The organism is Kribbella catacumbae DSM 19601 (genome assembly GCF_000372465.1).
Lineage (GTDB): Bacteria > Actinomycetota > Actinomycetes > Propionibacteriales > Kribbellaceae > Kribbella > Kribbella catacumbae.
Map to the genome: position 1 here is coordinate 58,157 of NZ_AQUZ01000029.1, position 18,871 is coordinate 77,027.

Below are 18,871 nucleotides of genomic sequence, written 5' to 3' on the forward strand. Positions count from 1 at the left end.
CTCAGGTACGCCCTTCTTTTTCCTGAGCTTCGAAGAGGGCCGGCTGGGTCTCGGGATCGAGTCCCCAGTCGGCCCTCATCACCGGGTAGCCGGCCTTCTCGGCGGCGGCGCATACCCGCACGTCGTCATCGACCAGTACTGCGACCCGCCGCTCCTGCGCGAGCGTCCTGAGCCGGGCGAGCTTCATCGTCGCCGACGGGCGCCGGTCGTTGTTGCCACGCATCAGCAGCTTGCCCTCAGGAAAGCCGTTGTCCTCGAACCACTTCACCGTGTCTCGCCGCAGCCGCTCGGGCCGCCCGGTCAGGTAGACGATCTCGTGGTCCGCCGCGAGCGTCGTCGCCACCGCGAGCCCTTCGTCCAGCACGGCATCGTCCTTGGCATGCGCGAAGAACGAGTCCCAGTCCTTGGGCTTGCGCTCCAGGAACTTGATCCGCTGGCTCGTGTCGGAGAGGGTCGCGTCGATGTCCAGTACGGCGTACGGGCGGCGTTGATCGTCAGGCACGGGCCCCAGCTTCCCAGGTCTCCCGGTCGATCGCGTACTCGACCTCGCCGTACTCCGTCCCCGGCAGCGGGTCGTCGAAATGCACGTGGAAGACCCGGACGAACCGCAGGCCCGCCTTCACCATCACCCGGCGGGACTTGGTGTTGACCGCCATCGTGTCGGCCACGACCTTCGCCATCCCCAGCTCCCGGAACGCCAGGTCGATCAGCGCCCGGGTGCCTTCGGTCGCATACCCCTGACCCCAGGCCGACCGATCCAGCCGGTAGCCGACGTCGACCGTCCCGGCCTCTCCGGTCGGCTGCAACCCGAACCAGCCCACGAACCGCCCACTCGACTTCTCGTGCGCGGCGAAGGTCCCCAGCCCCGGATGCGTCCCGTACTGCGCGAGGATCTCGGGCAGCACCTTCTGCTCGATCTCGGCCCGCGGCGTCGGCTCACCGGTCAGGTACCGCATCACGTCGGCATCCGAGTCCAGCTCGACCAGCAACTCGGCATCCCCGGCCGTGAACCGCCGCAGCACGAGCCGCCCGGTCTCGAGATAGGTGTCCACCCGCCTGATCGTCCCATCCCACCTGGTGTTCATTCGCCCCCTTTTCACCCTCCTCACCGATTGTCAGGCAGCTGTGGGCTCGCTGGAGGGTGAAAAAGGGGCGAATGAACACAGGGGTGGGGGTGTTCGGATGGCGGGCATCACGGGGGTTGTGGGTGTGTTGGTTGGGAGATGTCGGCGGGGCGGGTTAGCGTTCTCAACGCGATGAACGACTCGATCACCTTTCTGCACAGCTCGGACTGGCAGCTGGGCATGATGCGCCGGTTCCTGGGGCCGGACGGTCAGGCTCGGTGGGCTCAGGCGCGGCTGGACGCCGTCATGCGGATCGGGGACGTCGCCAAGGACACCGGCGCGGCCTTCGTGGTCGTCACCGGGGACGTGTTCGAGCACAACCAGGTCGAGCGGCAGACGATCTTGCGCGCTTGTGAGGCGCTGAAGCGGATCGAGGTGCCGGTGGTGCTGCTGCCCGGCAACCACGACGCGCTCGAGCCCGGTTCGCTCTGGTCCTCGGCACAGTGGTCCGGTCACGCACCCGATCACGTGATCGTCGTGACGGACAGCAGGCCGCTCGAAATCCTGCCGGGTGTCGAGATCGTCGGCGCCCCCTGGCGTTCACGCCGGCCGGTCTCCGACCCGGCCGCTCCCGGGTACGCCGAGCTGAAACCCGCGCCCGCCGGTACGACGAGGATCCTGCTCGCGCACGGGCAGCTGACGAGCCTCAGTGGCGGCATGTCCGACGTACCGACGATCGATCAGGCGGCGCTCGAAGCAGCGGTCGCCGATGGCCGGTTGCACTATGTCGGCCTCGGCGACAGGCACTCGACGACCGAGGTGACCGAGCGGATCTGGTTCTCCGGGACGCAGGAGGTCACGGCGCCCGAGGAGACCCATCCGGGCAACGTGCTGAAGGTGACGCTCGGCGCCGACACGATCGAGGTCGAGCCGATCCGGGTCGGTGCCTGGCACATGGTCGAGCACCACGCGGAGCTGTACGACGAGGAGTCGCTGACCGCGCTGGAGGACTTCTTCGCCGAGTTGCCGGAGAAGGAGCGGACCTACGTCCGGCTCGCCGCCGACGGGTCGCTGCCGTTGCCGCTGTTCAGCCGGCTCGATGCGACGATCGATTCGCTGGGTGAGGTGTTCGCCAGCGTGGAGCGGTGGGCGAAGTTCTGGACGGTCCGGCCGGCACCCGACGCCGCGGACCTCGACGCGCTGCAGCTGAGCGGTCCCGCGCGCGCCGCGATGGAGGAGTTGCGGCAGGCGCTGGCCGGCGGTGACGAGGGCGCCGGCGCGGCCCTCACACTGATGCACAGACTGGCCCGGGACGCGGGATGAGGCTGCATCGACTGACGCTGCGGAACTTCCGCGGCGTCAAGGACCGTACCGTCGACCTGCCTGGCATCGGTACCACGGTGATCGTCGGCGACAACGAGGTCGGCAAGTCCAGTCTGGTCGAGGCGTTCGCGCTGGTCTTCGACTTCCCCGACGACTCGAAGTCGACCCGGATCCGCGACATCCAGCCGGTCGGCCAGGACGTCGCGCCCGAGGTGACCGTCGAGCTGACGCTGGGCGGACGCGAGCTGACCTACACCAAACGCTGGCTGAAGAACCGCTCCACCGAGCTGTCCGTCGTCGAACCGGACGGCCGGCGGCAGAGCTGGACCGGCCGCGAGGCGCACAACGAGGCCGAGCGGAGGTTCGCCGAGAACGTCGACCCCGTGCTCTGGCAGACGTTGATGGTCGGCCAGGGCCAGTCGCTCGTCCTGCCGACCCCGGCCGACGCCGAGCCGCTGATCACCGCGGTGACGGCAGAATCCGGTACTCCGGTCGACGGCGCCTCGATGCCGTTGGTGACCGCCGTGGAGCACGAGTACCTGCGCTACTGGACTCGCGGCGGCCGCCCGACCGGCGACTTCGCCAAGTCGGCGCAGCACGTCGCGGCCGCCGAGCTCGCGGCCGAGCAGGCATTGAAGGCGATGGACGAGGTGCTCGCCGACATCCGCCGTGCCGAGCGGCTCGCTCTCGACCTGGCCGACCTGTCCGGTCGGCTGGACGAGCACTTGCTGACTGTCGAAGAGTTGCGCGAACGGAAGAAGGCCACCGACGAGATCCTGCTCCGCCGGGACTCGATCAGGAGTCGTGCCGAGACTGCTCGCGCCCGGCTGGAGAACCACACCCGCACGCGGCTCGAACGCGAGCGCCTGCTGGTCGATGTCGAGCGTTTCACCAAGGCCGATGGCGAGCTGGCCGAGCGTTGGACGGACGCCGACCAGGTCGCTCGGAAGGCAGCCGAGACCGTGCACGCTGCCGAGGCGGCGCTCGCGGAGGTCGTCGAGCTCAAGGACGAGCGGCGCGCCGAGGTCCAGGATGTGGAGCGGCTCGTCTCGTCCCTGATGGACCGGGCCGAGCTCGATCGGCTGCTGGGTCAGCAGGCCGAGCTGGTCGACGTACGGGCTCGAATCGCCGCCGCCGGGACTGTGCTCGACGCGATCCTGGTGGATGACGCGATGGTCAACGCGCTGGAGGATGCGCGCGCGAAGATCGTCGAGGCGCGCGCGGCGCTGGCGGCCGGAGTACCGGAAGTGTCGGTACGGCGGCTTGGTGGCGAGGCTGTCGAGTTGTCGGGGACCGGGCTGGATGCCGGGTCGAAGCGCAACGTGCCTTCGTCGCTGGATGAGGACGGCTCGGTGGAGTTGCTGGTGTCCGGCGAGTTGGTGGTCGGCGTACCGGGGCAGGTGGAGGTCAGGGTTCGCGCGGGTGGTGAGGCGGCGACTCTGCGAGCGGCTGTGGACGAGGCGGTCCGGCGCGAGAAGGATCTGCTGAAGAAGGCCCGGGTCAAGGATCTTCCGGCCGCGCGAGAGCTGTTGCGCAAGGGGGATCTGGCATCGGCGGAGTTGCAGGAGGCCCGGCGTACCGAGCGATCGCTGACCTCGGGCGGCGACCCGGCGGAGCGGATCGCCGTACTGACCTCGCGACTCGGGTTCGCCGAGGGCGAAGAGGTTTTCGAGGAGCCGCCGAGCAAGCAGCCTGCGGTCGAGAGCGTGCCGGGGCAGATGTCGCTGTTCGAGCAGTTCGAACCGGACGAGAACGCCTTCGACTTCGAGGATCTCGAGATCCCCGAGCCTCTCGACATCGGTGAGCTGGCGACGGCGCAACGGCGGTTGGAGAACGCGCGGACCGGGCTGGCCGAGGCCGAGCGGTTGCTCGGGGACGCGGAGTTCGCGGCGGCGCAGGCGCGGAAGGCGGCCGACGAGGACCGGTCGGAGGCTCAGCAGGCGCGGGCGCGGGCCGAGTTGGCAGGGGAGCGATTGGCCGCGGCGGTCGAGGCGCTTGAGGCCGCGCGTGCACTGCTGGCTGATGAGGATGTCGAGACAGCTGAGGTCGAGGCGACCGGCGAGGTCGAGGCGGTGCTCGACGAGCTGACCGCAGTACAGGAGCAGGTCGACGCCGCCGGGGCCGATCAGGTCGCGGGGGAGTTGGCGGATGCGCTGGCGGTCGCGACGCGGCTGCAGGGCGAACGCGACGTACTGCGGGATTCGCTGCGCACCACCGAGGGCCGGTTGGAGCAGTCGGGGCGGGACGGACTGGCGACCCGGCGCGACACGGCCGAGCTGGATCTGGCCGCGATTCGCTCGGAGTACGAGAGCCTGAAGCGTCGCGCGGACGCGGCTCGCCGGGTCTACGAAACCCTCGGTCGGCACCGCGCGGAGGCGCAGACGAAGTACTCGGAGCCCTTGCAGACTCGCATCGAGGCACTCGGCCGGAGCGTCTACGGACCGTCGTTCCGGGTGTGGCTGGACGACGACCTGGCCGTCGCCGAGCGCGAACTCGACGGCGCCCGCCTCCGCGTCGAATCGCTGTCGACAGGCGCCCAGGAACAACTCGCGATCATCACCCGCCTCGCGATCAGCCACCTGGTCAGCACCGGCGAAGGCAGCGTCCCCGTCATCTTCGACGACGCCCTCGGCTGGTCCGACAAGGCCCGCCTCCGCGACATGGGCGCCCTCCTCGGCCGAGCCGGCGACCACGGCCAGATCATCATCCTGACCTGCATGCCAGACCGCTACGAATACGTCCCCCGAGCCACCTACCTCAAACTCGAATCCTGAAAGGACTTGACCTGGAGTGGGCTCCAGGTTGGAGGGTAGGGGTATGACCTCGATTCAGGTGCCGGATGGTGGCGTGACGATCGGTGAGGCGGCTCGGTTGTCCGGGTTGTCCATCGACACCTTGCGGTACTACGACCGTGAGGGGCTGCTCGGTGAGTTGCCGCGGGACGGTGGTGGGCGGCGGCGGTTCGACGAGCTCAGCATCGGGTTGCTGGATGTGCTGATCCGGCTGCGGCGGACCGGGATGCCGATCGAGCAGGTGCGGCGGTTCACCCGGCACGTCCGGGAGGGCGACCGGGATCGCGCCGGACGGCTGGCGTTGCTGCGGGATCACCGCACCAGGGTGATCGGGGACCTGCGGCAACTGGAAGCCGACCTCGAGGTCATCGACTGGAAGATCGCGGCCTACCAGGCTGCTGAGGACGGCAAAGAACCGCCGCCTCGCGACTGAACCCACCTGATCATTCGCCCCCTTTTGACCCTCGCCGCTCACCCGGCAACTCCGGGCTGTCTCCACCGAGGGGCAAAAGGGGGCGAATGATCAGGTGAGTTCGCTGGCTCAAATTGACGATCAGGCACACGGTCTTGCCGTGCTGCCGTGACTCCGCATGCCCTGCGGAGGTGAGGAGAAGGCAATGACAGCGACAACAGGACGACGGCTCGGGCGCGACGGACGCAGTACTGGAGCGTTGGGGGTCGGGTGCTGGGCGATCGGGGGACCGTGGGAGTTCGACGGCCGGCCCGCGGGCTGGGGTGAGGTGGACGACGAGGTCAGCATCCGGATGATCCACACCGCGGTCGACGCCGGCATCCGGTTGCTGGACACGGCGGACGTGTACGGCGCCGGCCACAGCGAACGGGTCGTTGGCAGGGCGTTGAGCCAGTTGCCGGCCGGCGTGCGGGGCGAGGTGCTCGTGGCGACAAAGTTTGGAAACCTGTTTGATGAGGCGACCCGCAAGGGTGGCGGAAAAGACGTGTCGCCGGCGGGCGTCCGGGCCGCGTGCGAAGGGAGTCTGCGGCGGCTCGGCGTGGAGTCGATCGATCTCTACCAGTTGCACGGCGGCGCCGATACGCCGGCCGAGGCTGAGGACGTGGTGGCGACGCTCGAGCAACTCGTTGCCGAGGGCAAGGTAAAGGACTTCGGTACGAGTGTCGACGACCCGGCGATCATTGCCACCTTCGGCAAGTCGACGGCGGTCAGCGTGCAGTCGCAGCTCAACGTCTTCGGCCACAACCCCGAGGTGTTGAAGGCCGCCCACGAGCAGGATTTCGCCGTACTCGCCCGCACGCCACTGGCGATGGGCCTGCTGACCGGCAAGTACAACCTGTCGAACCGCCCGACCGAGGACGACGTACGCAGGGACACCCCGTGGTGGACCTACTTCGACGACGACGCCATGTCCGACTGGCTCGGCCGCCTGGAAGCCGTCCGCGAACTCCTGACCACCAACGGCAGAACCCTCACCCAAGGCGCCCTCGCCTACCTCTGGGCCCTGGACCCGGCGATCATCCCGCTCCCCGGCGCCCGCACCCCTTCCCAAGTAGCCGAACACGCCGCCGCCATCCCCTTCGGGCCTCTAACCGACGCAGCCCGCCAGCAAATCGACACACTCCTGGCCGATTCCCCCGAGCGTCAGTGACGTCCCCGGACCGCCACCACACACCAACCTCGCCAGCCGAACCTGCCTGACGCTCAACCCCGCCTGGCGGACCGCCACCCCCCGTACTTGGCATGTGGTGGCGGTCCGGGCGGTCAGGCCATCGGGATGACGGTGGCGGTGGTGAGGGTGGGTTCGGAGGCGCCGGGCTTGTTTTCTACGGTGACTCCGAGGGCGATCTTGCCGATGATGCCGCCCTGGATGAGTTTGGACTCGTCGGTGGTGGCCAGGCCGACCGAGTGTAGGTCGCGGGACTTGTCCATCAGCCAGAGTTGGTAGGTCTTGTCGGCGGGGAGCTTGGGGAGGTTGTGGAGTAGGACGATGGCGCGGTCCTTGGCTGGGGACATCACGATCGTTGCCTGGCCGCCGGTTTTGAGGTTTCCGCGGGCCGTTTGGGCGTCCGGCTCGGCGAGCAATGCGGCGAGTTGCTCGTTTTCCTGGCGGGTGCTGGAGTTTTCGCGGTACTGGTCGATCGCGATCCCACCGGCTCCCGCGACGGCGAGGCCGGCTGCGGCCAGGCTGAAGAAGGAGCGGCGGTTGAACCTGCGGCGGACCGGCGCCGGCGCCAGGCCTGGTTCGGTGGTCGGTGCGTCGGGTTTCACCAGCGGGGGTAGTTGGCGGGTGGTCGCGATCTCGGCTAAGACGCGGGCCTTCAACGGCGGTGGTGGGTCGGTAGCGACCGCGGTACCGAGTTTGTTGGCGGCTTCGCGTAGCTCTGCGACCTCCGCGCTGCAGGACTGGCAGTCGGCGAGGTGTGCCTCGAATCCGGTCCGCTCGTCCTCGGGCAAAGCGTTCAGTACGTAAGGACCGGTCAGTGCGTGCACTTCCGGTGTCGTCATGGCCCTCACCTCCCCGTCACACCCAGGCAGTCGCGCAGCCGGATCAGGCCGTCGCGCATGCGTGCTTTGATCGTCGCGAGCTTGGCGTCGAGCAGCTCCGCCACTTCCCGGTACGAGTATCCGCCGTAGTACGCCAGCGTCACCGACTCCCGCTGCAGCTCGGTCAGCGAGGACAGGCAGTGCCGAACCTGTTCGACCTCGAGATTCGTGGTCACCGCTTCTGCGACCTCGTCGTACTCCGTGATCGAACTCGCCGCCGCGACCGCCTGCTCGCGATCGGTGGACGACTGCTCGGAGCGGACCCGGTCGATCGCTCGGCGGTGCGCCATCGTCAGGATCCACGAGGTGAGCGAGCCGCGGTCGGCGTCGTACCGGGTGGCGGTGCGCCAGACCTCGACCATCACCTCCTGGGTGACTTCCTCGGATTGCGCCGGGTTGCGCAGTACCCGCCGGATCAGGCCGTAGACGCGGGGCGCCATCAGGTCGTACAGCTGAGCGAACGCGTCGGCATCACCGCGCGCCACCCGCGCCATCAGGTCGGCCGGGCTGCCGGCGGACGGGTCGACCACCCGCGGCCACGGCAAGGCCGTTTCCTCGCTCACAGGTCGCAACCTCCCGGTCGATGGAACTGGTCGGAGGTACTTCGGAGCGAGGGCGTCATCGGATGGGTCAGCGCAGGACGCGTTCGGGCGCGCTGTAGATCACACAGCGCTCACCGCGGGTGAAGCCGACGAGGGTGACGTCGAACCGCCTGGCCAGGTCGACGGCGAGACTCGACGGCGCGCCGACCGCGACGATCATGCCGAGGCCGGCAGCGACCGCCTTCTGGATGATCTCGTAGCCCATCCGGCCGCTCACGACGAGCGCGAGGCCTTTGCGGCTGCGCTGGTTGAGGACGGTCCAGCCGACCACTTTGTCGACGGCGTTGTGCCGGCCGACGTCTTCCCGCACGATGACCTTCTGGCCTTCGGGGGTGTACAAGCCTGCCGCGTGCAGGCCGCCGGTCCGTCCGAAGGTGGGCTGCGCCTCTCGCAGGAGATCGGGCAGGCGCAGTACTACATCCAGCGGGACCTCTACCGGGTCGACCGGGTCGTAGTCGCGCTCGGCGAGCTCGTCGATGCTCTGCTGACCGCACACGCCGCAGGCGGCCGACGTGACGCCGTACCGCTGGGGTGGTTCGCGGTCGGGCGGTCCGTCGAAGGTGACCGTGACGGTGTTGAACTGCTGCTCGTGTGTCAGCTTCACGTCTGTGCAGTAGGCGACTGTGGAGATCGCTCCCGGCCGTACTGCGAACCCCTCGCCCAGACAGAACCCGGCGGCCAGCTCGAAGTCGTTCCCGGGCGTCCGCATCGTGACGACGAGCGGCTCGGGCGGGCGGCCCGGCCATTCGAGGCGAAGCTCGAGCGGCTCCTCGGTGACCACCACGTCCTCACGCCGGGACGTCTTGGCGCCGTCCTGCACCTCGACCTTGTACCGGGTGGTGGGTCCTCTGCTCATAGCTCCAAGTTAGATCGTCACGCCCAGTCGCGCCGTATGGCGAGCCAGTCGAGGAAGGCCCAGGCGTAGAGGCGCTGGTGGCGACGGAGCTCGATGGTGCAGCCGAGAGGTGGTGGGGCGTCGAGCTTGTTGAGCATGTAGGTGCCGATGATGGCGGCGACGCTGTCGAGGTGCTCAGCCGGTACGCCGGCCGTCAGCGGGCTGGCCTTGATCGCGGCGGCGGTGTCGATGCCGTCGCGGTGGGCCAGGGGGAGCAGGCAGAACCAGTCGAACCAGGACGGGCCGAGTGAGAGCCAGTTCCAGTCGACCGTCCAGCAGGTGTTCGCGCTGTCGAGGAGCAGGTTGTCGGGGCGGAGGTCGGTGTGCATCGCCGACGTGCCGGCGAGTGTGACCGGGTAGAGGTCGACCAGGTCCTGGATCTCGCGGAGGCGGTCGCCCAGCCAGGGTTGGAAGCCGTCGGGGAGCGCTCTCTGGCCGGTGAGGATCTCCGCCGGGAGCTGATCCGGGAAGTCGCTCGCGGCGATCGAGTCGGTGAAGGGTCGCAGGCCGGCGAACGGGCTCGGCGTCAAAGCAGCCGCCATCAACTCGCAGGTTGCTGTCACCGTGGCGAAGTCCTCGGCGGTCCAGGGCAGGCCGGGCATCCGCCCGGCGATTCGCTCAGACACAACAGCAAACCACCGGACCTCACCCTCAGAAGTGCCGCGAGGGGCGCTGGACTCCGGGGCCTGTGGGGCGATGGGCGCGGTTTCGCGTGGGGCGCTGGGTGCGGTGGTGGCGATGGGTGCGCTGGCATGTGCGGTGGCGACGATGCGGGGGACGTGGATGGTGGTGGGGAGCTGGGGGACGACTTCGGCTTCGCGTTGGTATGCCCGGTAGGAGTGCAAGGTGTCGTCGGTGGCTTTGACGAAGACCTCGCGGCCGTCCGCGAGCTTCAGGGGTGCCGCGAAGCCGCCGGTGAAGCCGGAGCCGACCGACGGACCGGCCTCGACGATCTCGGTGCCTAGGGCAACTGCCAGCGCAGTACGGAGGGAGCTCGGGAGAGCGCTCCATGGCGGCCTCGCCGAAGTGGCGGTGTAGTCGACGACCGGTGCTCCACTCATCCCAGAAGAGTAGGTGCCCAGCACCTCCCGGCGCCGCCCCTTTTGCCGGGCCCGATCCCACTCCGCCCCCGGACCGGAGCCCGCCCCGCCCCGAACCCGATCCCCACCCCCGGGCCGGGGCTCCACGCCATCAAACGCCTGAGCGCCAAGGGCGTCGCAGGCGGTGAGCGGGGGGTTGGGGGTGCTCGGGGAGGCGGCTTTGATGGGTTGGGGCTTCGGGACCGCTACGGTGCGGAGGTGAGTGGATGGCCATTGGAAGTGCTCGACCTGGTCGGCATCTTCGTTTTCGGGATCACCGGTGCGCTGGTCGGAGTACGCAAGAAGCTGGATGTGTTCGGCATCCAGGTGCTCGCGTTGGTGACCGGGCTCGGTGGTGGGTTCATCCGGGACGTGCTGATCGGGGCGACGCCGCCGGCCGCGCTGGTCGACTGGCGTTACCTGGTGGTGCCAGTGGCGGCCGGGCTGATCACCTTCTTCCTGCATCCCGGGATCGGCCGGCTCGAACGGCTGGTGAACATCTTCGACGCGGCCGGGCTTGCGCTGTTCTGCGTCACCGGCGCGCGCAAGGCGCTTGAGTACGGATTGCCTCCGCTGTCGGCTGCCTTGGTCGGCACCATCTCCGGGATCGGTGGCGGAGTCATCCGCGATCTGCTGTCCGGCCGTGTCCCGGTCGTACTGCGCAGCGAGATCTACGCGACCCCGGCGTTCCTTGGCGCCGGGATCGTGGTCGTCGTCGACGCGCTGGGCTACGACGCATCCTGGACCACACTCGCAGCCGCCGTCGTCTGCTTCGTGATCCGCCTCTTCGCCATCCGCCGCGGCTGGAACGCCCCGCTACCCCGCACGTCCTAGAGCTAGCGCTAGCTGGCCAATCGCAGTGCCTCGATGGTCCACTCGTACGTCGGGCCGAGTGGCTCCAGCGGGTCCCATTCGTTGACGATGGCAAGCAGTTCCAGGTAGCGGGCCCACCGAGGATCATTGGCCGTCTGCAGCAGCTCGACGAGGCGCCTGCGGAGGGTCTCGTCAGGGCTGGGCCCGACTGTCGCCGAGTACTCCGCCAAGACGGCCGCGACGACTGGACGCGCCCCGACCGAACTGGGCTCGACGCCGGCGACCAGGGCCGGGCGGACCATCTCCCGGATCCTCGCGACGAGGTCCGGACGGAGATCCGCGGACTTGTGGTCGGCGGCCATTTGCCGCACGGTCGCCCGGAAGTCGGGCTGCTGGGAGAGTTCGGCGAGCTCTATCCAGGCCTCGAGTTGTTCGGGCGAGGGGCTGTCCGGGAGTTCGGCGGTGAGCGTCCGGCGGGTGCCCGCGAACAGCGGATCCGCGCCGAAGGTGCTGTCGAGGAAGTCTTCGAGCAGGTGCCGTCGTTCGGTTTCGGAGAGTCGGGTCAGGCGGTGCATGAGATTCAGCTCCTCGAGGGTCGAGCCGCGCTCGGCCACCGCGGTGAGGATCGCACGTCGCAACCGCAGGGTCTGGATCTGGACGGCGAGCGCGTCGGCGTGCGCGGCGGCGACGTCAGAGAGCGCGATCTCGCGATCCAGGATCCGGCGGATGACGCCGAGATCGAGCCCGAGCTCACGCAGCGAGCGGACCAGATCCAGGCGGGCGACGGCAGCGAGGTCGTAGCGGCGGTAGCCGGCGGGGCTGCGGTCGGTCGGCGGTACGAGCCCGCGGTCGGAGTAGAACCGGATGGCTTTGACCGTCAATCCGGTCCGCCGGGCCAGTGCACCGATCGAGTAGAGCTCGTTCATGCCACCACCCTCGCGTCTCCCGTCGGGGGAGACTCAAGCTCAATTGTGGGCGAAGCGGGTGCGGGGCCGGGCGAAGGTGACCGAGACGCTCGCGATCAGCGCACACGCGATGCCGATGGTGACCGGCACCCAGTACGCCGTCGACGCGCCCCAGATGTCGACCGCGTGCCCGGCCGCGGCGTTGCCGGGGGCAACACCGAGCAGCAGCCCGGTGACCGTCCACGTGATCGCCTCCGTGAGGCGCTGTGGCGGTACCCACTCCTCGACGCAGGCGGTGACCGCGACCATCGTCGGCGCGATCGTCAGACCGGCGCCGAACAGCACCGCGCCGAGCGCGAGGATGTTGCCGACCCAGGGGAGTGGAGCCAGCGTGATCGCCAGAGCGATCGTGCCGAGCAGCAGCCGCCGCTCCACAGGCGCCCGCCAGTGCACAGACCCGTACCAGAGCCCTGCCAGCAGCGACCCGAGCGCCCACACGGCCAGTACGACGCCGGACATGCCCGGCTGCCCCTGCTCCTCGGTGAACGCGACTGTGACCACCTCGGCGCTGCCCAGCGTCGCCCCGAGGCCCAGCCCGATGATGCTGAGCAGGAGCAGCGAGAGCCAGGGGAGTGGCGCCTTCTCCGTGCCGTCCGACTTGCCGCGGCCAGGTGGGTCGGACGCGCGGAGTGCTGCCAGCCAGATGCCTCCACCCAGACCGAGTACGCCGGCCGCTGCGAGAGCGGCGTACGGGCTGACCTGGGTGGCGAGGGCGGTGACCAGGACCGGGCCGACGATGAAGACGACCTCGTCGCCGACGGCCTCCAGGGCGAACGCCGTCTGCAGCGCCCGGCCCCGGCCGAGCAGATGCGTCCAGCGAGCCCGGACGAACGAGCCGACCTGCGGACGGGTGCCACCGGCAACGAACGACACGAGGTACAGCACCCATGACGGCGCGTCGGCACGGACGGCGACGAGCAGCCCGGCCAGCGCGATCGTGCACAGTACGGTGCCGGCCAGGATCAGGATCCGCTGCCCGAAGCGGTCGACCATCCGGCCCTGGACCGGTCCGGTCAGCGCGCCGGCCACCACCGCTACGCCGGAGACCGCGCCCGCCAGACCGTACGAGTCGCTCTCCCGCGCGATCAGGATGACGATGCCCAGACCGAGCATCGAGATCGGCATACGACCGACGATCCCGGCGACGAAGAAGGCACGGGCGCCGGGCCGGCGCATGAGGTGTACATAGGGCTTGAGCATCGGAAATCGTGTTCACCCTAGCTCCCATCCAGGGGACCACGCGCACTCATTTGCAGCGCGCCTGGGATCATCGAGGTATGCCCGTCGAGCTGACGCCTGATCCAACCCCGTACGACGCCGTCCTGCTGCTCTCCTTCGGTGGACCCGAGAAGCCCGCGGACGTGCTGCCCTTCCTGCAGAACGTGACCCGCGGCCGCGGCATCCCGGACGAACGCCTCAAAGAGGTCGGTGAGCACTACTACTCGTTCGGCGGCCGCAGCCCGATCAACGACCAGAACCGCGAGCTGCTGAAGGCGCTGCGGACCTCCTTCGACGAGGTGGGCGTCGACCTGCCGATCTACTGGGGCAACCGCAACTGGGAGCCGTACCTGACCGACACGCTCCGCCAGATGACCGCCGACGGCGTACGGCGTGCCGTGGTGATCGTGACGAGCGCCTACCCGTCGTACTCCGGCTGCCGGCAGTACCGGGAGAACCTGGCCGACGCGACGGCCGCGGTCGAGGGTGCGCCGGTGCTCGACAAGCTGCGGCACTACGCGAACCACCCCGGCTTCGTCGGGTCGTTCGTCGAGTCGACAGCCCAGGCGCTGAGCAAACTCCCAGAGGGCTCCGCGATCGCCTACGTGACGCACTCCATCCCGAACTCGATGAACGAGACCAGCGGCCCGGACGGCAACGGGTACGTCGACTGGCACCTGGACGTGGCCGCCGAGATCACCGCGGAGCTGGAGCGGCGTACCGGGGTCGAGCGCAGGACCGACCTCGTCTACTGCTCGCGGTCCGGCCCGCCGCAGGTGCCTTGGCTGGAGCCGGACATCAACGACCACCTGGAGGCGGTGTCGGCCGCCGGTGTTCCCGGGGCCGCCGTAGTACCGCTCGGGTTCGTCAGTGACCACATGGAGGTCATCTATGACCTCGACACCGAGGCACTGGCGACTGCTGAGAAGCTCCGCCTGCCGATGGCGCGTGCCGCGACTCCTGGTACCGACTCGCAGTTCGTGACGATGCTGCGCGACCTCGTACTCGAGCGGGCGGCCGCAGAGCGCCAGGAGCAGCCTCCACGGCCCTGCGTGGGCAAGCTGGGCCCCGGCTGGGACAGCTGCCGGCCCGACTGCTGCCCAGCCCCACGCCGCCCCGCTACAGCCCAGTCAGTAGCAACCGCATCAGCCCCTACCGCCGTACCGGCATCGAAGGAATCTGTATGAGCTCCGAGAACCCCCAGGACCTGCTGAAGCTTGCGGTCGAGGTCGCTGCCGAAGCGGCCGAGCTGATCGTCGAGCGCCGCCGGGGCACGGTCACGGTGGCCGACACGAAGAGCACGGCGACGGACATCGTCACCGCCGTCGACCGGGAGTCGGAGGAGCTGATCCGGGCCCGGGTGCTGGCCGCTCGGCCGGACGACTCGTTCCTCGGCGAAGAGGGCGACGACGTCAACGGTTCCAGCGGCGTTCGCTGGGTGGTCGACCCGATCGACGGCACGGTCAACTACCTCTACGACATCCCGACGTACGCCGTGTCGATCGCGGTCGAGTACGACGGCCAGACGGTGGCCGGCGTGGTCGTGGACGCCCCCAAGGGTGAGGTCTTCACCGCGACGCTGGGTGGCGGGGCGTTCCTCGACGGCAAGCCGATCCGGGTCTCGGAGTGCCCGGACCTGAGCAAGGCGCTGGTCGGCACCGGCTTCGGGTACGACGCGACCCGCCGTCAGGTGCAGGCCGAGGTGGTGCAGTCGCTCATCACCAAGGTCCGTGACATCCGCCGGATCGGTGTCGGCGCGATCGACCTCTGCTACGTCGCCTGCGGCCGACTGGACGCCGTGTACGAGCGCGGGCTGAACCCGTGGGACTACGGAGCAGGTGCGCTGATCGCCGCCGAGGCCGGTGCGACGGTCGGCGGCCTCGATGGAGCCCCGGTCTCGCCGGAGATGTCGATCGCGGCCACCCCGGCCGTGTTCGGTGCGCTGCACGATGCTCTCGCTGCCACCAACCCGCTCAGATCCTAAAACTGCTCATTAGTGCGCAGTAGCACGCACTAATGAGCAATCGACTGTTCGGTACTGTCTCAATCCGCGACACGCTGGTCAGAAGGTGGACCCCGACGCGCGCGAAGGCCCGTCGATAGGGCACAATCCCTGCCTCGGGGGCGGTATTGATGCCGCTGCCAGCCTGTCTGTCAAGGGTTTCGGGGAACGAGGGCTTCCAGTGCGGAATTTCTCGGCCGCTTTACCCGTTCAAGGGCTCAGCAGGCAACACCACGGGTACAAGAGGGCAGGGAAACACCATGGCGACTGACTACGACGCCCCGCGCAAGACGGACGAGGACTCCAGCGAAGAGTCGATCGAGGAACTGAAGACTCGCCGTCACGACAAGAACTCCGGCAAGGTCGACGAGGACGAGGCCGAGGCCGCCGAGAGCTTCGAGCTGCCCGGTGCCGACCTGAGCCACGAAGAGCTGGCTGTGCGGGTCCTCCCGCGCCAGGCCGACGAGTTCACTTGTTCGAGCTGCTTCTTGGTTCACCACCGCAGCCAGCTCGCGAACAGCAAGAACGGTCAGCTGATCTGCCGCGACTGCGCTGCCTGAACCACAGCACTTTCGCCCTGCTCGGCTGAGTCCGTACCGGCTCACGGGACCGTCCCCTCCAAGGGGGCGGTCCCGTTGTCATGTCTTCGAACAGGCCGGGTACCTACTCTGAAGACATGAGTAAGCGCATGGGTGACCTGTGGGCGTCCGGACTGGGGCTGCTGCGCCACGAACCGACCGAGATGCGGCTCCGGGCGATCTCCGGCGGCCGCGAGCTGGTGAACACCACCCGGGCTGTGCTGGTCTGGGAACCACGCCGGGTGGTGGCCTCGTACGCCGTACCGGTGGCTGAGCTGGGTGCTGAGCTGACTGTGTCGTCAGTAGAGCCTGTGCCGGCGCCGGAGGGCATTCTGCACCCGGGCCACCCCTTCCTCGCGCACTCGTGCCCTGGCCAGGTAGTAGACGTCGATGGGCTGGCGGGTGCCGGCTTCCGGCCGGACGATCCGGAGCTGGCCGAGTACGTAGTACTGGACTTCAAGGCGCTAGACGAGTGGTACGAGGAAGATGAGCGGCTCGTGTCGCACCCTCGGGATCCGTACCACCGAGTGGTGGTCCGGGCGAGCTCTCGGTCGGTCCGGGTCGAGCGTGATGGGGTGCTGCTGGCGGAGAGCAGCCGGCCGAGCTTGGTATTCGAGACCACCCTGCCGACGCGCTTCTACCTACCGCGCGAGGACGTGGTCGCCGAGTTGCTGCCGAGCGAGCGGCATACCGCTTGCGCCTACAAAGGCCACGCGACCTACTACTCGGTCGAGGGCGCTCCCAACCTGTTCTGGAGCTATCTGGAGCCGCAGAAGGAGGTCAGGGAGCTCGCTGGGCTCGTGTCGTTCTTCGACGACGACGTGGACGTGTACGTCGACGGGGAGCTCCGCGACCGGCCGAGCGGCCCGCACGCCGAGTCGGTTCGTCAGGAGTTCTCTGTCTCTTAGACCTTCTCCAGGTCCTTGTCCTCGTAGCCGGGCGGGAGGGTCCCGGTCGACTTGACCCAGTACTTCGCCGCGCGGTCCTCGGCGAAGCGCTTGGCGGCGGCTGCGGACGCGCCACTGGCGACGGCCCAGGTGACGATCTCGAGGTAGCCGGCCTGGTTGTCCTTCGGTGGCTTGCCGCCGGACCCGAGCTTCCAGGCGGTCGTCACCGCCTTGTTGGCGACCAGTGACACCACGATCGTGAATGCCATGAGTACGAGCTTCCAGCCGATCTTGGCTCCAACCACGACTACCTCCTAGCTACAGATCCCCCTGCTACTCAGGATCTTGCCACGCTGTCAGCCGTCAGGGCCGCCGCTAGTCGTTCTGGGTGCCTCGTGGCGATCAGCCAGTACGGTGCTGGGTCCTGCGGGTCGGTGAGCTCGACCCGTACTGCGCCGGACAGGTAGCTACGCAGTACGAGGTAGGCAGCGGGATCACAGTCACGGCCGAAGGCGTTGCGGGCGTCTTCGCCGGACAGAGGCTCGGCCTTGCCGAGGTACTCCCGCTCGATGGCGGCCTTGCCGGCCCGCAGCTTCTCGGAGTCGACGGCGACCACAGCACCGCCGTACCGGACGAACAGGGTGACCAGTAGAGCCGCGGCGATCCCAGCGACCGCTATGCCTGCTCCGACGCCTACAGGGACGGCGGTGATGACGTACAGCGTGATCACTGCGGCAGTGGCGATGATCCACCAGCTCACTGGCACGCTCAGCCGTTCCCTGTATTGCTCCACAGCACCAGCCTGGCACGTTGCCTGTCGGGGCCCGTCGATAGGGTCACCTCTCATGACTGAGGTACTGATCCAGCGGCTCGACGGCGACCTGCCCGTACCGGCGTACGCGCATCCCGGTGATGCCGGCGCCGACCTGGTCACGACCAGCGACGTCACCTTGAAGCCGGGAGAGCGCGCCCTGGTCGGCACCGGGATCGCGATCGCGCTGCAGGACGGGTACGCCGCGTTCGTCCATCCGCGGTCCGGGCTGGCGGCGAAACATGGCGTTTCGATCGTCAACGCGCCGGGCACCGTGGACGCGGGCTACCGTGGCGAGATCAAGGTGTGCCTGATCAACCTGGACCCCGCGGCCGAGGTGACGCTGAAGCGTGGCGACCGGATCGCGCAGCTGATCATCCAGCGGGTCGAGAAGGCCCGGTTCGTCGAGGTGCGGACGCTGCCCGGGTCGGACCGCGGCGAGGGCGGACACGGCTCGACCGGCGGCTTCGGTGGTGTGACACGCTGAACAGGTGCACGCCGATGACCTGTGGCATGCGCGAGACTACGGCGGGCCGCCGCGACAGGCGTGCGGCCGCGGATCTGACGAACGAGCCGGTTTTCACAAGGAAGTAGGGGCAAGAGCAGTGATCTTCCGTCGCAAGGGCAAGGACGACGACGCCGAGACGACCGGCGGTTTCTTCGGCGATGAGGAGGACCTTGCCGAAGAAGGCGACGCCGCCGACGCGGAAGACGCCGGTACGCCGGTCGGCCGCAGCGCGGGCCCGTTCGACTCGACCGAGGTCGACGCCGAGACGCTGGAGGCAGAGGACCGGATCGACCTCGGCGCCCTGGTGATCACCGGGCTGCCCGGGATGGAGCTGCGGCTGCAGGTCGACGAGGCCAGCGGCGACGTCCAGGCGATCCTGCTGGTGCTGGAGGACTCCGCGCTCGAGCTGCGCGCGTTCGCCGCGCCGAAGACGAGCGGCATCTGGTCGGAGGTCCGTCGCGAGATCGCCTCCGAGGCGACCCGGATGGGCGGCACCGCGTCCGAGGCCGAGGGCCCGTTCGGGACCGAGCTCGTGCTCGTCGTACCGGTCGAGGACCCCGAAGGGCAGATCTTCAGCCAGACCTCCCGGGTGATCGGCGTCGACGGCCCGCGCTGGCTGCTGCGCGCCACCGTGCTGGGCCGCGCCGCGGTCGAGCCGGACGCCGCGCCGCCGATGGAGCAGGCGCTGCGCAATGTGGTCGTCGTCCGTGGCGCCGAGCCGATGGCGCCGCGCGAATCGCTGGTCCTGCGGCTGCCCGCCGGAGCCCAGCCGGCCGCCGAGGAAGAGGCCTGAGCCAGTGCGCCGTGTCGGGTGTT

The 18,871-nt window shown here is 68.9% G+C and carries 21 protein-coding genes; 11 read left to right on the top strand and 10 right to left on the bottom strand.

Annotated elements, in window-relative coordinates; genetic code table 11:
- Nucleotide 1 precedes the first annotated feature (1 nt).
- Nucleotides 2–502 carry a phosphatase domain-containing protein gene (locus A3ES_RS0127035; RefSeq protein WP_020389972.1) on the bottom strand — a complete coding sequence of 167 codons (501 nt, stop codon included), beginning with the start codon at nt 500–502 and terminating at the stop codon, nt 2–4.
- The gene (locus tag A3ES_RS0127040; protein WP_020389973.1) at nt 495–1,085 is read right to left on the bottom strand and encodes a GNAT family N-acetyltransferase; all 591 of its coding nucleotides are present in this window, start codon (nt 1,083–1,085) and stop codon (nt 495–497) included. The genes A3ES_RS0127035 and A3ES_RS0127040 overlap by 8 nt, the downstream gene beginning before the upstream one ends.
- A gap of 171 nt (nt 1,086–1,256) precedes the next feature.
- On the opposite strand from A3ES_RS0127040, the gene A3ES_RS0127045 reads away from it, so the two are divergent.
- The 4 genes from A3ES_RS0127045 to A3ES_RS0127060 all read left to right on the top strand — a co-directional run bounded on the left by A3ES_RS0127045 (nt 1,257) and on the right by A3ES_RS0127060 (nt 6,801).
- The gene (locus A3ES_RS0127045) at nt 1,257–2,387 is read left to right on the top strand and encodes a metallophosphoesterase family protein (protein WP_020389974.1); all 1,131 of its coding nucleotides are present in this window, start codon (nt 1,257–1,259) and stop codon (nt 2,385–2,387) included.
- Nucleotides 2,384–5,161 (top strand): AAA family ATPase, encoded by a 2,778-nt coding sequence (locus tag A3ES_RS0127050; RefSeq protein ID WP_020389975.1) that lies wholly within the window; start codon nt 2,384–2,386, stop codon nt 5,159–5,161. Before A3ES_RS0127045 ends, A3ES_RS0127050 begins: the two co-directional genes overlap by 4 nt.
- Before the next feature lie 43 nt (nt 5,162–5,204).
- Nucleotides 5,205–5,612 carry a MerR family transcriptional regulator gene (locus tag A3ES_RS0127055; RefSeq protein WP_020389976.1) on the top strand — a complete coding sequence of 136 codons (408 nt, stop codon included), beginning with the start codon at nt 5,205–5,207 and terminating at the stop codon, nt 5,610–5,612.
- A 184-nt stretch (nt 5,613–5,796) separates the two neighbouring features.
- On the top strand, nt 5,797–6,801 hold the full coding sequence (locus A3ES_RS0127060; protein ID WP_026163236.1) for an aldo/keto reductase: 1,005 nt from the start codon (nt 5,797–5,799) through the stop codon (nt 6,799–6,801).
- 113 nt (nt 6,802–6,914) lie between these two features.
- Here A3ES_RS0127060 and A3ES_RS0127065 read toward each other — a convergent pair whose 3' ends face one another.
- From A3ES_RS0127065 to A3ES_RS0127080, 4 genes are all read right to left on the bottom strand, one after another.
- On the bottom strand, nt 6,915–7,658 hold the full coding sequence (locus A3ES_RS0127065; protein ID WP_020389978.1) for an anti-sigma factor: 744 nt from the start codon (nt 7,656–7,658) through the stop codon (nt 6,915–6,917).
- A 5-nt stretch (nt 7,659–7,663) separates the two neighbouring features.
- A complete protein-coding gene (locus tag A3ES_RS0127070) occupies nt 7,664–8,260 on the bottom strand; it encodes a sigma-70 family RNA polymerase sigma factor (RefSeq protein WP_051084820.1) in 597 nt (198 codons plus the stop codon).
- 67 nt (nt 8,261–8,327) lie between these two features.
- Entirely contained in the window at nt 8,328–9,155 is an 828-nt protein-coding gene (fdhD, locus tag A3ES_RS0127075) for a formate dehydrogenase accessory sulfurtransferase FdhD (protein WP_020389980.1), read from the bottom strand.
- Nucleotides 9,156–9,172: 17 nt separating this feature from the next.
- The gene (locus tag A3ES_RS0127080) at nt 9,173–10,255 is read right to left on the bottom strand and encodes an aminoglycoside phosphotransferase family protein (protein ID WP_020389981.1); all 1,083 of its coding nucleotides are present in this window, start codon (nt 10,253–10,255) and stop codon (nt 9,173–9,175) included.
- A 237-nt stretch (nt 10,256–10,492) separates the two neighbouring features.
- On the opposite strand from A3ES_RS0127080, the gene A3ES_RS0127085 reads away from it, so the two are divergent.
- Entirely contained in the window at nt 10,493–11,107 is a 615-nt protein-coding gene (locus tag A3ES_RS0127085) for a trimeric intracellular cation channel family protein (protein WP_026163237.1), read from the top strand.
- Between the two features lie 8 nt (nt 11,108–11,115).
- On the opposite strand, the gene A3ES_RS0127090 is transcribed toward A3ES_RS0127085, so the two are convergent.
- Together A3ES_RS0127090 and A3ES_RS0127095 are read right to left on the bottom strand one after the other, a co-directional pair.
- Entirely contained in the window at nt 11,116–12,012 is an 897-nt protein-coding gene (locus tag A3ES_RS0127090; RefSeq protein ID WP_020389983.1) for a MerR family transcriptional regulator, read from the bottom strand.
- A 39-nt stretch (nt 12,013–12,051) separates the two neighbouring features.
- A complete protein-coding gene (locus A3ES_RS0127095; RefSeq protein WP_020389984.1) occupies nt 12,052–13,251 on the bottom strand; it encodes an MFS transporter in 1,200 nt (399 codons plus the stop codon).
- A 77-nt stretch (nt 13,252–13,328) separates the two neighbouring features.
- Here A3ES_RS0127095 and A3ES_RS0127100 point away from each other — a divergent pair, with 77 nt between their 5' ends.
- From A3ES_RS0127100 to A3ES_RS0127115, 4 genes are all read left to right on the top strand, one after another.
- Complete coding sequence (locus tag A3ES_RS0127100; protein WP_020389985.1) at nt 13,329–14,456, top strand: ferrochelatase; 1,128 nt, start codon at nt 13,329–13,331, stop codon at nt 14,454–14,456.
- Complete coding sequence (locus A3ES_RS0127105; protein WP_020389986.1) at nt 14,453–15,253, top strand: inositol monophosphatase family protein; 801 nt, start codon at nt 14,453–14,455, stop codon at nt 15,251–15,253. Before A3ES_RS0127100 ends, A3ES_RS0127105 begins: the two co-directional genes overlap by 4 nt.
- Nucleotides 15,254–15,531: 278 nt before the next feature.
- On the top strand, nt 15,532–15,831 hold the full coding sequence (locus A3ES_RS48635) for a DUF4193 domain-containing protein (protein WP_012921380.1): 300 nt from the start codon (nt 15,532–15,534) through the stop codon (nt 15,829–15,831).
- Nucleotides 15,832–15,947: 116 nt separating this feature from the next.
- Nucleotides 15,948–16,757, top strand: coding sequence for a DUF427 domain-containing protein (locus A3ES_RS0127115; protein WP_026163238.1), 810 nt, complete (start codon nt 15,948–15,950; stop codon nt 16,755–16,757).
- Here the strand turns inward: A3ES_RS0127115 and A3ES_RS0127120 are convergent.
- On the bottom strand, nt 16,754–17,041 hold the full coding sequence (locus tag A3ES_RS0127120; protein ID WP_020389988.1) for a DUF4235 domain-containing protein: 288 nt from the start codon (nt 17,039–17,041) through the stop codon (nt 16,754–16,756). The genes A3ES_RS0127115 and A3ES_RS0127120 overlap by 4 nt on opposite strands.
- A gap of 32 nt (nt 17,042–17,073) precedes the next feature.
- The gene (locus tag A3ES_RS0127125; protein ID WP_026163242.1) at nt 17,074–17,529 is read right to left on the bottom strand and encodes a DUF3093 domain-containing protein; all 456 of its coding nucleotides are present in this window, start codon (nt 17,527–17,529) and stop codon (nt 17,074–17,076) included.
- Nucleotides 17,530–17,581: 52 nt separating this feature from the next.
- Between A3ES_RS0127125 and dut the strand changes: the two genes are divergently transcribed.
- Together dut and A3ES_RS0127135 are read left to right on the top strand one after the other, a co-directional pair.
- Nucleotides 17,582–18,034: a dUTP diphosphatase gene (gene dut, locus A3ES_RS48640; protein ID WP_040455703.1), complete on the top strand. Its 453-nt coding sequence runs from the start codon at nt 17,582–17,584 to the stop codon at nt 18,032–18,034.
- A gap of 118 nt (nt 18,035–18,152) precedes the next feature.
- Nucleotides 18,153–18,848 (top strand): DUF3710 domain-containing protein, encoded by a 696-nt coding sequence (locus A3ES_RS0127135; RefSeq protein ID WP_020389991.1) that lies wholly within the window; start codon nt 18,153–18,155, stop codon nt 18,846–18,848.
- Nucleotides 18,849–18,871 lie beyond the last annotated feature (23 nt).